Raw genomic sequence first — 12,076 nt, forward strand, 5'->3', positions numbered from 1 at the left:
GACAGATGAGAATTTATGTATGTGTGAAACAGGTTCCGGATACCTCCGGGAAGGTGGCGGTCAATGAGAACGGAACGTTAAACCGCGCTTCCATGGAGACGATTGTGAACCCGGATGATTTAAGCGCCATGGAGCAGGCTCTGGAGATTAAGGATCAAACAGGGTGCCGTGTGACTGCCGTCACTATGGGACCGCCGCCCGCAGAAGGCATGCTGCGGGAGCTGATCGCCATGGGAGCGGACGACGGGGGATTGATTTCCGGCCGGGAATTCGGCGGTTCTGACACCTACGCCACCTCCCAGATTATTGCGGCCGCCATCCGCCATCTGGGGCTGGAAGAGGAGGACATTATTTTCTGCGGCCGTCAGGCCATCGACGGGGATACCGCTCAGGTGGGACCGCAGATTGCGGAGAAGCTGGACATTTCCCAGGTGACCTACGCGGGAAAGGTGGAAATGGACGGAAAGCTGGTGCGGGTTATGCGGCTCATGGAGGACGGGTATATGACGGTGGAGGCGCAGACTCCCTGCCTGATTACCTGTGTCAAGGAGCTGAACAGACCCCGGTATATGACGGTGCGGGGGATTCTGGAATGCTATGACAAGCCGGTGACGGTGCTGGACTACGAGGCGTTAAAGGATGAACCTCTGATTGATCCGGCCACCATCGGCCTGGCCGGTTCTCCCACCAATATTTTCAAATCTTTTACGCCGCCTCAGAAGGGCGCGGGCGTGATGCTTGAAGGCGCGGGCCGCGAGGCGGTGCGGGGACTGGTGGAGCGCCTTGCCGCGCGGCATGTGATTTGAGGAGAGGGGGAAGAAAAGAATGGAATTTAATAGTGCGGATATTCAGGCGTTTCGGGATATATGGGTGTTCTGTGAACAACGGGAGGGAAAGCTTTCAGACACGGATTTTGAGCTCATATCGGAGGGGCGCAAGCTGGCCGACGAGCGCGGCGCGCGGCTGGTGGGCGTGGTTCTGGGATGGAATCTGGGCGACGAGGTCCGGGAGCTGGGCGGCTACGGAGCCGACGAGGTGATCGTGTGCGACCATCCGTTACTGGAGGTGTACACCACGGACGCTTACGCCAAAGTGCTCTGCGACGTGGTGATGGAGGAGAAGCCGGAGGTATTGCTGATCGGGGCGTCCCACATTGGACGGGACCTGGGACCACGCTGCGCCGCCCGGCTGCACACGGGACTGACGGCGGACTGCACCCATCTGGATATTGACATGGGGCGTTATAGGAAATTTCTGGAAGAGTCCTCCACGCTGGATTTGGCGGCGGTGAAAATGGACATGGAGGACAAGAATCTGAAAATGACGCGTCCTGCCTTTGGAGGGCATCTGATGGCCACGATTATCTGCCCGCGGTTCAGGCCCTGTATGTCCACGGTCCGGCCGGGGGTGATGAAAAAAGCGGCGTACTCGGCGGAGATGGCGGAGCGCTGTGAGATAAGGCGGATGCCGGTGGAACTGTCGGATGGAGACTTAAAAACCCGGGTCACCGAGGTGGTAAAGGCGGCCAGAAAGATGGTGGATCTGATCGGCGCGGACATTATTGTTTCCGTGGGCCGTGGGATCAGCCGGGATGTGGAGAAAGGGATTGCGCTGGCGGAGGAGTTGGCTCAGGTTCTGAGCGGAGGCGTGGTGGGCGGTTCCCGCGCGGTGATCGACGCGGGCTGGCTCTCTGCGGACCATCAGATCGGCCAGACCGGAAAAACCGTTCATCCCAGGCTTTACGTGGCGTTGGGAATATCAGGAGCCATCCAGCACAAGGCCGGGATGCAGGATTCAGAGCTGATCATCGCCGTGGACCAGAACGACGGGGCACCGATTTTTGAGGTGGCGGATTATGGGATCTGCGGGGATCTGTTTGAGGTGGTGCCACTGATGATTGAGGAGATTAAGGGGGTGAAAAAACAGGACTAACCCCAAAGGGATAGTCCTGTAACGTTTTCGAGATGCCGGACCAGCGCTTCGGGAAGAGGCGCGTCCTCCGGTACCGGAAGAACCAATGAGGCGGGATTTCCCGCCTTTTTGTATTGGCGAAGGTTGCCGCAGGTGCGGACCGGCTTCCAGCCGCCCCGGGTCAGCAGTTTCTCGATGGCTTCGAAATGATTCATCCTATGCTCCTTTACAGTGAATACGGTTGTCGGGCTCCATAATTGTCCCTGCCGTTCGCTGCAATGCACATTGGCGAATCATCGATAGTTTTATTATAGCGGAATGAAAGCGGGAGTCAAGGAAAAAATAGAATTAGAAGATAGATTAAAATTATATTGAAATAGAGGTTGACAAAATGCACAATGCGTATTACAATGCGTATTATAGAAAGTGAATATGCATTACAATACGCATTGGAGGCGATGGGACAGGATGAGGGAAATTAAAGAAAACATTGTATACCCGGCGCGGTTCCAAACGGAGAGCGGCGGCGGGGTCTGCATCACGTTTCCGGATTTTCCGGAACTGCTGGTAATTGCCGGGGATTGGCAGGAGGGAATGGAGCTGGCCCAGAGGCAGCTGGCTCTGGCTGTGATTGACCGGCTGGACAGCGGCCGGGAGCTTCCGTCCGTGGCAGGACCACATGAGGCTGTGGAGGGGCCTCCCGCTGCTATTCCCTCTGCGGAGCTTGTCTACCTCCACATCTGGCTTCCTTATTTCCGCAGCGACATGCGGGAGGTCTATGTTAAGAAGTCGGTGACAATCCCCCAGTGGCTGGACCTGCTGGCTAAGAAAAGCGGGCTTAATTTTTCCGCGGCTCTGGTTCGGGGGATCAAGGAGGAGCTGGGAATCCGGGAGAGAAAGGATATCTGATCCGGCGGAGATGATGGTGAAACGGTGGAAACAGCGGGCTGACGGACATTATGGTGCGCAGACGCGTATCGCCGGGGCAAACGCTCCGGAACCACATGTTTCATCGAATCGAAGGAGGAAAAACAGATGTCTGAATTTCGTGACAAATGCGCTAACATCGCACTGGGAGGGAGCACCGGGGCTTCGGTGGGAGGAGCCGTTGGAGCTGCGATCGGGGCCTTAGGAGGGCCTGTTACGTCGCTGACCGGAGCCAGAATCGGCGGAGCGCTGGGCTCTCTGGCCGGTATGTTCTGGGACTGAGAGGGGGCGACCGTATGAGACAGGGATGCAGGGTACATGATATGAACCGGTGGATAGAGGCGGCAGTGGTAGGTGTTTTGGAGCCGGTAGGCAGAGCGGGCCGCGGGATGTATTTCGGAATCGGAGGAGGGAGCCGTGATATTTCACGGCCCCTGAGCTTTTGGGGGAAGGGGGAATCTGCCGTATGAGACTAGGAGGCTGCTGCAAATGCCCGATGCGTTTCATCTGCGCTATTTCGGGTGGGAATTTTTGTAAATAATGGGGGATTAATCAAATGAATCAGGCTGTGTTAAACGTAATTGCGGAGATGGAAGCGGTATTTGAGAAGGCAGGGGAGGACTTCGCCTTTGAGAATATTTACAATGAGATGATATCGGACGACAATTACGCGGATGAGGAAGTCCCATATGAACGGGCAGAGGCTGACTGGAACGAGATTACGGGAATCATGAACCGGTTTTACCAGACGTGCCGGGAGTCCGGGGAAATGGACGATTTCTCCTTTGTATTTGCGGTTTACTGCAATTTTTACATTCGCAAAGGTTTTTACCTGCGAATGGGGGTGGAAGCGTTTGAGCAAAAAGGAGATTGGTTTGCGCAGGACCAGGAGTATAGCGAGTGTCTGAGGTGTCTGTGGAAAGGGATCCGGGACCAGAAGTACATTTGGTTTGAGCGGGCATTGGAACGAAAGCGTGTGCCAGTGGCGGCAATGTACCTGTTTGTTCGCCAGGCGGCGGAGTTCAGCCAGGCCATCACGGAGGGAAAAACACCGGACGAAAAGCAGGAGGCCGCCATGTGGGAACGGTATGAGTCGCTGCCTGTGGATTACCGGGAATATGCATTGGGGGAAGGGAACGCACACCGGGAGGCGTCTAATCTGGCGGCGGATGACAACTGGCTTCCGTATATAAATTTTTGTTCCGCTAAAGAGTATTTAATCTCCTACATTTTGATGTATTACCGGGAGATTTTGGGGAAATTTGGATTGGATCTTCAGCAGATGGATGATACGGAAGTATACAGCGCATTAATCGCAAAATTTCAGATTCCGCAAATGGGTGATTTTTTGGTGAGAAGCGGCCGGAAGTGGAACCGTAAGATCGACCCGAAGTCAGGGAAGTCCATTGAGCAGTTGTGCGATTTTACCTCCGAGCTGATCCACATGTTGGGCGAGGCATACGGGGCTTACAACCAGACATACATGCCCTTCACCATCTTTTTTGAAAAGCTTCACGCTCTGAACAACCGTAATATTCTTGGTGCCGAAGCAGAGCGCGTGAGCTTTTGCGAGTCAATGACAATTCCGGATAGGCAGGACGCTCCCGGGCTTCGTAACATGTACCTCAACATACCGGTAGTACTGTCCGAGCAGATTACAGCCCGCTTTTTCCTGAGCCGCTACGATCTCTTTCGTAAAAACTGCCAGCTGGAGCAGCAGCTAGCGGAAAACATACGCCTCAGCCGCGAAAAACAGGACATGATGGACCACTACGCCCACAGCTGGAAGCACATTTCCTACCCCATGACCGTAAAACGGGTGGCGGAGGAGCTGAGCCGGACCAATTTGCCTCTGGCCAACCGTCTGTTCAAGGCCTACAACAGCGAGCGGACCCTCCAGGGAGGGCTTCAAATTCTTCAATACTCCATTTCCGATCAGCCCGATGCGGTGCGGGATGCATTCCGCCAGGGGTTCTACTGCATCGGCGCGCAGGTGGGCAAGAGCATCCGGCAGGTCATGGAGGAGAGTGTGGACCTGGTGTTGTTCAAAGTGCTGATGGAGGAAGCGGACGGCAGTAAAAAGATCAGCCGCTGCCGCGCCAATCTGCAAAAACAGCACAGCCTGGAAGCGCTGCGGGAACAGTATATCCGTTGCTATATCCAGGGAGGAGGCCGGCAGGAGAGCGTGCTGGACTGGTTTGACGCCAATGTATTTCCCCTGGAGGTCACCGTGGACGAACTCTGGCAGGAAATCCGGGTCAAGGAAGATGATTTCTCCGATTTCCAGCTGAGCGAGCTGTTTGTGGAGCTGTTTACCAATGTGCTGACCCATGGGACGGACTGGTGCAGGATCAGCCTGGAGAGCGGGGGACGGTCCATGGACATCTGCGTGACCAATGCGCCGGGCGAGGAGAACCACGGCACCCGCATGGGGTTGAAAACTCTGGGCGGCATTGTGGATAAGATCAACTACGGAGCGGAGCTTGTGGGGATAACATCCGGGATTTCGGCGGACAATGTGTACGGTGTGAGGATTGCGTTTGACCGCAGGATCATATACAGAAGGGGGAGACGATGATGCGGTTTTTGTGGGTGGAAGATTTCAACGAGGACAAGGGTGACCGGACCGCTTTGGAGGCGCGCTGGAAAGAATATTTCGGGCTGGACGAGGTGATCATAAAGGAAGATTTGAAAAGCGCCCTTGAATATTTGGACGACCGGGAAAATTTTGCGGATTTCGACGGGGTACTGTTGGATATCCGCTTCCCTTCGGGGGGAGAGGGAATTTACGAGAAGTATTTTTCCGAAATTGTCACGAAAAAAATGTACGGAGACTATCTGGAAAATGGCACCGGCATCCTCCTGTACCTGGCGCTGGCCCTGCGCTACAGCTACAACCAGGAACGGATCGCCTTTGTCTCCGGCAACGTGGACGAGGGTAAGAACATGAGGCCCCTGACCGACATGGTCAATCTGCTCATAAAGTTCCAGCATGAGCCGTTGTCCGATATAGACTGGGAGGATTACAGATCCCAGGAAGAAATTCTGGCGACGTTTTACCTGGAAACGGTCAAATCAAGAAAGGTGCCATACCTGGAGGACGGGACGATTGACTGGGATACGGCTTCCGCGGAGCTTTGGGACAACCTGAAGGACCAGAACAGCGCGGGCAGGATTCTGGACCGGCTCTCAGAGGTTCAGCGCGAGATTCGGAATGACTCCGACGGCAGGAAAGAGGCCGGGAGCCTCAAGTATTCCAGCGTCTGCCGCCAGTTCAATGAGTGTGGTCTGGTCCTGCCACGCGCCTTTGAGAAACCCTATAAAGACCGGGATGAAAAGAGCTGGAGCTTTTATGAATGGAAGCAGGGCATTGAGACGCCTTACTATGTGATCAGAAGCGGTCTGATCGGGATGTGCCGCATTTTGCGGGAAAACTTTATTTCAGCGCAGGGAGAAGAATACGTCTCCGGGCTGACGGAACCTTTCTGGCGCCGGGCGCAGCTGGGGTGGTGGAAATACCTCTGGCGCAAGACAAATGAGGAGGAGGCGGACGGCGGGCCATCCATAGAGCAGTTTATCCGGGAACACCGGGCCGCCTGGGACCGGGAAATGTGCGAACTTCTGACGTCGGTCCCGGCCATGCTTCCGGCCATGAGCGCTTCCGCAGGCGAGGCCACTTTAAACGCCCAGGCAGAGGCCGCGGTTCGGGAAGTTCTGCGGTATGTGGACGGCATGGGAGACTTAAAGCCCGAACCCCGGACCAGAGATCTTGACGCCTGCTGCCTGACCATGAAGCTGGCCAGGAACTGGACCAGCCACCAGGGAATCCGGGACATGACCATCGAAAACTGCGGTTTCCTCCTGGCGCTGTGCTTGCGTGGGTATTTTGACATTTCAAGGATGCCGGAGCTCAGCCGGAAGGGCTATCTGGCCAGGGAGGAATCGCTGTTAAAGCTCCTTGGCCCGGGAGCGGACCTGCCGGAGCGAAGCGTGATCATAGAGCTGATGGATCGGAGCTTCGAACAGCTTTTAGCTAAAAATCAGGCCGTATACAAGGCGGGCGACAGCGGGAAGGACACGCCCGTTTACAAAATCATTTCCGGCATCGGGCATCAGGAGAGCAAGTGCCGGGAAACCGTCTCCATGGATGAGATCTACCTTCTGTTCTGGCAGCTGATGTTTCGCGGAATGCCCGCGGATCAGGATAGCGGCTTGAAAATCATTCTTAAGTACACCGCAGAGCCGGTGTTGCGGGCGGCGGGGAAACTGGATGCGGAGGCGGAGACCTGGAAAAACGGCAACGTGTGATTATAGAATAGACGAATATTTACGCTAATGTAATTTACAAGTATAAATTCCTCCATTTAACAAATACTATTCCCAGAATCGGTAAGTACAGTTAATGGAGGAATTTTAATATGAAAGCTACAGGTATTGTCAGAAGAATTGATGATCTGGGGAGGGTGGTAATACCCAAGGAGATCCGCCGCACGCTGAGACTGAGAGAGGGCACGCCGCTGGAGATATTTACAGACCGCGAGGGAGAGATCATTTTAAAGAAGTATTCCCCCATGGTGGAGCTGACCGCTTTTTCCGGCCAGTACGCGGAGGCTATGGCCCAGTCCACCGGCCTGCTGGTGTGCATCACAGACCGGGACCAGGTGATCGCCGTATCCGGCGGCGCCAAGAAGGAACTGCTTCAGAAGAATATCAGCCGGCAGCTGGAGGCGGCGATCAATGGCAGAACCGCCAGCGTCGCCACCCGGGAGGACAAGGCGTACATCCCGCTGGTGGACGAGGATCCCGAGGGGATCACGGCCCAGGTGATCGCGCCCATCATCTGCGAGGGGGACGCAATCGGTTCCGTGGTGATTCTGAGCCGCGAACCGCGCGCCAAGTTCGGCGACATGGAAATGAAGCTGGCCGCCACCGCCGCAGGCTTTTTAGGCCGCCAGATGGAGAGTTGACGGGAAGAACAGGGCGGGCAGGCCGCCGGCAATCGCCGGTGCCTGGCCGCCTCCTGCCAGCCAGGCCTCAAAATAGTTGCGGATGACGGTGAAGGGCGCAGGCCCCATATCCAGCAGGAAGGTGTTAAAGCCTAAGTCCGTGTAACCGGCGCCCAGCTGGTTTTTAGCTATTTCCTGCATGTTGGCGATTTCCAGATAGCCCACATAGTATTCCAGGTAATTGGCCGGGTTCTCCGCCACATCGTAGTAGATGGTGGAGATAATGGATGTGTCGTTAATCTGGAAATACTGTTCCAGGTATTCCTGCACCTTATTGAGATCCCAGCCCTCATAGTGGATGTTGATATCCAGCATGGCGTACAGTGCCAGGGTGAAGGCGCTGTTGTGCTGCAGCAGCTGCCCGAGTTCCGGTGAGAGCCCGTTGTCCAGGCTGTAGGAGTTATACTCCACATAGGTGGCCCAGCCCTCGCTGTAGCTAGTAAAGCTCAAAAGCTTTCGCAGCTCGCAGGTATTATGTTTGTTGAAATACTGTGTCTGGTACATATGGCCGGGATAACCCTCGTGGGCCAGGGTGGAATAGAGATTCTTCTGGCTGTTGGTGCTTCCGCCGTTGATATAAATACTGTTGTCCTCCGGCCGGTCCAGAGGCACGGTCAAATAGAACGCAGGGCTTAAGGTGCCTTCCAGCGCCTTGGGAACCTGTTTGATGGTATAAGAGCAGTCGTCAATGGGCGGAAAATCCCGGGTACACTGCTCTTTTAAATCTTCCAGAATTTGGTTAGGATCCGTCAGTTTGAACGAGTAGGAGTACATCTGGTCCGCCAGGGACGGATCCTTGGTCAGCAGCGCGTTCATGGCCTTCAAATCCTTCAGCATCTGCGCGCCCATGGCGGATTTCAACTCTTCAATGGTGGGATAGGAGGTCCCGGTGCTGGAATTTACCATGTATTCGTAATAACGCTTCCCCTCCGGCAGATAACACAGGCCCTTGTCATTTCCGCCCGTGCCCTTAAGGGCGGTGAGCTTGTCGATCAGCAGCTGGTAGGCGGGGACGAAGTGCTCGTCAATCATCTGGTGGTTGCGGGAGATATAGTCCTGTTTCTCCTGGTCGGTGAGATCTGGCAGCGCTTCCAGCCGTTCGGCAAAGGTGGCGGCCATAAAGCTGTGGTCCGCGTCCAGCAGGTAAGCGTCGCAGGAGGCCAGGATCCGGTCAATGACCGCGTCGCACAGCCCCAGCCCCGATTCCGTTTTCTGCTGCTCAAAAGCGGCGATCTCGCCGTAGTAGGAGTCGATGGTGGAGAGCAGCTCCAGGTAGTCCTCCACGTCCTGTTTGCTGTAAAATGCATACTCAGACAGCAGAATGGGCAGCTGGGCCTGAACGCCCAGGGAGGACGAGAGCGGCTGGTCGTAGAGCTCCAGGCCCTTGGCCGAGAGCTGGGTGGTCAAATAGGACTTTAAAATGCGGTAGGTCAGAAGCTGATCCTGCCGCAGCAGGCGGCTGTCCAGATTCTCCAGCTTTACCAGAAGCTCGGCGGTCTGGGACATGGCCTCCTGGCTCTGTTCCAGGGAGATGCCGCCGAAGGTTTTGGGGTAATCCGTGATACCGTAGGCCGCCGGGTCCGCCAGGGTGTAGTGCAGGGAGATCAGACTGCCGTCCACCTCGTCTAAGAAGAGCCGGCGCATTAGCTGGTCGAAATCGTGTTGGGCGGTGAGGGTTTTGGCGTCGTAGTGTTCAAAGGGTTCGCCTCCCGCGCTGCCGCCCGTATCCCCGGAGGGGCTGCCTCCAGCGGCCGGGCAGCCGGTGACTAACAGCGACACCAGCAGTAGTGAAATTAAGAGGAAACGGTGCAGTGAGTATTTATGGTTCATAAAAATTGGATAGCCCTCCTTTTTGCGCAGTCACAGGTGCAAGACAAACTATAAGATTCTATAACTATATGTGTCGGGATGCGTTTATATGATGCATTGCGATAAAAAATTGTATCCGCAAGATAACGATTGCATAAAGAATTGGAAAAATTGGAAATAATCATGACATTTACCGTGAAAAACGCAAAAAATAGTGAAAATAAGAATGGTGAGGCGATCTGCAACAAATAAATAAAAAGATGTGAGGCTGTACAGAGACTCTTTTGTATATAATGGAAAAGTGCACAAATAATTTTAAAATATTGTTATAATATTGACAAAAACATTATTAAATCAATGGTGTATATTGACAGAAATGTAATTTCTGCTATAATTAAAAATGTGTTAATTTTATATGAAAACGATGTTATGAGAAAGGCGGAAATGGAGGAAAATGGAAAAGATTAATGGTTTAATTGACATTGAAGGCACAGAATTTCCAGCCGGCCGGAGAACCAGAGTGGTCGTCGGTGTGGATTCTCCGCTGCAGGCTCAGCATTTTGTCCAGGGGATCGTGATGATTCACCCCGGCGGGGCGGTGCCGGAGCACGATCACGAGACGGAAGAAACATACACAATCCTTTCAGGAACAGGCGAAATGATGGTGGACGGGGAAATTCAGGCCGTTAAAGAAAACGATGTCATATACATGAAGCCCTTTGTAACCCATGGGTTGAAAAACACCGGAACCGAAGAGATGAAGATGATGTTTGTCTATGCGCCCAAGATGGTAGCGGCTCACTGGGATCAGGAAACAAAGGGCGAGCTGTAGGGCGCAGCCGGACAGAGCAGGAGGAAAAAGCATGTCGAAATTTATGACCAGAGAGGCGGCGGCAGCCCTGGTGAAGGACGGGGACACAGTGGCGCTGACCGGCAGCGGCGGCGGGGTGATGGAGCCATATGCCACCTTTGAAGCCCTTGAGCGCCGTTTCCTGGAAACGGGAAGCCCCAGAGGGATCACCCTGGTTCACGCCTCCGGCATCGGCAACAAAAAGGAGGCCGGAATCACGCGATTCGCCCACAAGGGAATGGTAAAGCGCGTGATCGGCGGGCATTGGGGCTGGTCACCGGAGATGCAGCAGATGGCCGTAAACGGGGAGATCGAAGCTTACAATTTCTCCCAGGGAGTGATCTGCCACCTGTTCCGCGAGATCGGAGCCCAGCGTCCGGGTCTTCTGACCAAGGTCGGGAAATACACCTTTGTGGATCCCAGAAACGGGGGCGGTAAGTTAAACGACGCCACGAAGGAAGACTTGGTTCGGTTGATGGAGGTGGACGGGGACGAGTATCTGTTCTATAAGACGTTTCCCATCAACGTGGCGATTATCCGCGGCACCTGTGCAGATGAGGACGGAAATGTGAGCATGGAACAGGAACCGGCTATGCTGGATGTGCTGCTGGCGGCCCAGGCGGCCCACAACAGCGGCGGCATCGTGATCGCCCAGGTGAAGTATCCGGCCGCAAAGGGCAGTTTAAACAGCAAGAAGATCAAGGTCCCCGGCGTCTACGTGGATGCAGTGGTGGTGGACCCGAACCAGTGGCAGACGGGAGAAGGGGAGTATAATCCCTCCTTCAGCGGAGATATCGTTCTTCCGGTGGATGCCTTAAAGCCCCTGCCTCTGACCCATAGAAAAATTGTAGCCCGGCGGGCCTTCATGGAACTGAAGGAAAATGCGGTGATCAATCTGGGATTTGGGATGCCCGACGGAGTCGCCAGCGTGGCGGCGGAGGAGGGTTTTTCCGACAAGATCACCATGACCATCGAGCAGGGGATTTACGGAGGAGTTCCCGCGGCGGGAGCGATCTTCGGAGTTGCCAGCAATCCGGTGGCGGTGATCGACGAGGGCGCTCAGTTCGACTTCTACAGTGGACACGGCCTGGACATGACGTTTCTGGGACTGGCCCAGGCGGATTCCCATGGCAATGTGAACGTGAGCCGGTTCGGCACTACCATCGCGGGGAGCGGCGGATTTATCGACATTTCCCAGAGCGCAGGTAAGGTGGTATTCTGTGGAACCTTCACAGCCGGGGGCCTGAAGGTGGAGATCCGGGACGGAGCGGTGAAGATTCTGCAGGAGGGGAGAAACCGCAAGTTCATCCGGGAGGTGGAACACCTGACCTACAGCACAAAGTATGCGGAGGAGGCCGGACAGAAGGTTATCTACGTCACCGAGCGCGCGGTCTTTGAATACCGGAACGGCAGGCTGGTGTTGACTGAAATTGCTCCGGGAATCGATCTGGAGCGGGATATCCTGGGGCAGATGGATTTTGTGCCGGAAGTATCGCCGGATTTAAGAGAAATGGATTCCAGACTGTTTTACGAGGAACGGATGGAGTGCAAATAAACAGGTTCAGAATGACTC

General features: G+C 54.9%; 11 protein-coding genes. 9 read left to right on the forward strand and 2 right to left on the reverse strand.

Features of this window, described 5'->3' with window-relative positions; genetic code table 11:
- Window positions 1–5 precede the first annotated feature (5 nt).
- Window positions 6–806, forward strand: a complete 801-nt coding sequence (gene acrB, locus ACK2JC_RS15365) for an acryloyl-CoA reductase electron transfer subunit gamma (protein WP_368272141.1) — start codon at window positions 6–8, stop codon at window positions 804–806.
- A 19-nt stretch (window positions 807–825) separates the two neighbouring features.
- Window positions 826–1,932, forward strand: coding sequence for an acryloyl-CoA reductase electron transfer subunit beta (gene acrA / locus ACK2JC_RS15370; protein ID WP_320937356.1), 1,107 nt, complete (start codon window positions 826–828; stop codon window positions 1,930–1,932).
- Here the strand turns inward: acrA and ACK2JC_RS15375 are convergent.
- A complete protein-coding gene (locus ACK2JC_RS15375) occupies window positions 1,929–2,126 on the reverse strand; it encodes a type II toxin-antitoxin system HicA family toxin (protein WP_024736577.1) in 198 nt (65 codons plus the stop codon). The genes acrA and ACK2JC_RS15375 overlap by 4 nt on opposite strands.
- 253 nt (window positions 2,127–2,379) lie before the next feature.
- Between ACK2JC_RS15375 and ACK2JC_RS15380 the strand changes: the two genes are divergently transcribed.
- The 5 genes from ACK2JC_RS15380 (at window position 2,380) to spoVT (ending at window position 7,805) form a co-directional block, all read left to right on the forward strand.
- Window positions 2,380–2,820 (forward strand): type II toxin-antitoxin system HicB family antitoxin, encoded by a 441-nt coding sequence (locus tag ACK2JC_RS15380; RefSeq protein ID WP_320937355.1) that lies wholly within the window; start codon window positions 2,380–2,382, stop codon window positions 2,818–2,820.
- Between the two features lie 126 nt (window positions 2,821–2,946).
- A complete protein-coding gene (locus ACK2JC_RS15385) occupies window positions 2,947–3,120 on the forward strand; it encodes a hypothetical protein (RefSeq protein ID WP_166434546.1) in 174 nt (57 codons plus the stop codon).
- A gap of 274 nt (window positions 3,121–3,394) precedes the next feature.
- Complete coding sequence (locus tag ACK2JC_RS15390; RefSeq protein ID WP_320937354.1) at window positions 3,395–5,416, forward strand: hypothetical protein; 2,022 nt, start codon at window positions 3,395–3,397, stop codon at window positions 5,414–5,416.
- Window positions 5,413–7,146: a hypothetical protein gene (locus tag ACK2JC_RS15395; protein WP_368272140.1), complete on the forward strand. Its 1,734-nt coding sequence runs from the start codon at window positions 5,413–5,415 to the stop codon at window positions 7,144–7,146. The genes ACK2JC_RS15390 and ACK2JC_RS15395 overlap by 4 nt, the downstream gene beginning before the upstream one ends.
- Window positions 7,147–7,256: 110 nt before the next feature.
- Complete coding sequence (gene spoVT / locus ACK2JC_RS15400) at window positions 7,257–7,805, forward strand: stage V sporulation protein T (protein ID WP_007707192.1); 549 nt, start codon at window positions 7,257–7,259, stop codon at window positions 7,803–7,805.
- Here spoVT and ACK2JC_RS15405 read toward each other — a convergent pair.
- Complete coding sequence (locus tag ACK2JC_RS15405) at window positions 7,782–9,674, reverse strand: DUF885 domain-containing protein (protein WP_320937493.1); 1,893 nt, start codon at window positions 9,672–9,674, stop codon at window positions 7,782–7,784. The genes spoVT and ACK2JC_RS15405 overlap by 24 nt on opposite strands.
- 433 nt (window positions 9,675–10,107) lie before the next feature.
- Here ACK2JC_RS15405 and ACK2JC_RS15410 point away from each other — a divergent pair, with 433 nt between their 5' ends.
- Both ACK2JC_RS15410 and ACK2JC_RS15415 read left to right on the forward strand, forming a co-directional pair.
- Window positions 10,108–10,485 carry a cupin domain-containing protein gene (locus ACK2JC_RS15410; RefSeq protein WP_092365842.1) on the forward strand — a complete coding sequence of 126 codons (378 nt, stop codon included), beginning with the start codon at window positions 10,108–10,110 and terminating at the stop codon, window positions 10,483–10,485.
- Window positions 10,486–10,516: 31 nt separating this feature from the next.
- Window positions 10,517–12,058 (forward strand): acyl CoA:acetate/3-ketoacid CoA transferase, encoded by a 1,542-nt coding sequence (locus tag ACK2JC_RS15415; RefSeq protein ID WP_320937492.1) that lies wholly within the window; start codon window positions 10,517–10,519, stop codon window positions 12,056–12,058.
- The last annotated feature ends 18 nt before the right edge of the window (window positions 12,059–12,076 follow it).

The sequence above is a fragment of the Enterocloster lavalensis genome, from assembly GCF_046603895.1.
Taxonomy (GTDB): domain Bacteria; phylum Bacillota; class Clostridia; order Lachnospirales; family Lachnospiraceae; genus Enterocloster; species Enterocloster lavalensis.

Bases quoted from the DNA above. Each gene is read 5' to 3' on its own strand.
- acrB (WP_368272141.1), top strand. From the start codon at position 6: ATGAGAATTTATGTATGTGTGAAACAGGTTCCGGATACCTCCGGGAAG.
- acrA (WP_320937356.1), top strand. From the start codon at position 826: ATGGAATTTAATAGTGCGGATATTCAGGCGTTTCGGGATATATGGGTG.
- ACK2JC_RS15375 (WP_024736577.1), bottom strand. From the start codon at position 2,126: ATGAATCATTTCGAAGCCATCGAGAAACTGCTGACCCGGGGCGGCTGG.
- ACK2JC_RS15380 (WP_320937355.1), top strand. From the start codon at position 2,380: ATGAGGGAAATTAAAGAAAACATTGTATACCCGGCGCGGTTCCAAACG.
- ACK2JC_RS15385 (WP_166434546.1), top strand. From the start codon at position 2,947: ATGTCTGAATTTCGTGACAAATGCGCTAACATCGCACTGGGAGGGAGC.
- ACK2JC_RS15390 (WP_320937354.1), top strand. From the start codon at position 3,395: ATGAATCAGGCTGTGTTAAACGTAATTGCGGAGATGGAAGCGGTATTT.
- ACK2JC_RS15395 (WP_368272140.1), top strand. From the start codon at position 5,413: ATGATGCGGTTTTTGTGGGTGGAAGATTTCAACGAGGACAAGGGTGAC.
- spoVT (WP_007707192.1), top strand. From the start codon at position 7,257: ATGAAAGCTACAGGTATTGTCAGAAGAATTGATGATCTGGGGAGGGTG.
- ACK2JC_RS15405 (WP_320937493.1), bottom strand. From the start codon at position 9,674: ATGAACCATAAATACTCACTGCACCGTTTCCTCTTAATTTCACTACTG.
- ACK2JC_RS15410 (WP_092365842.1), top strand. From the start codon at position 10,108: ATGGAAAAGATTAATGGTTTAATTGACATTGAAGGCACAGAATTTCCA.
- ACK2JC_RS15415 (WP_320937492.1), top strand. From the start codon at position 10,517: ATGTCGAAATTTATGACCAGAGAGGCGGCGGCAGCCCTGGTGAAGGAC.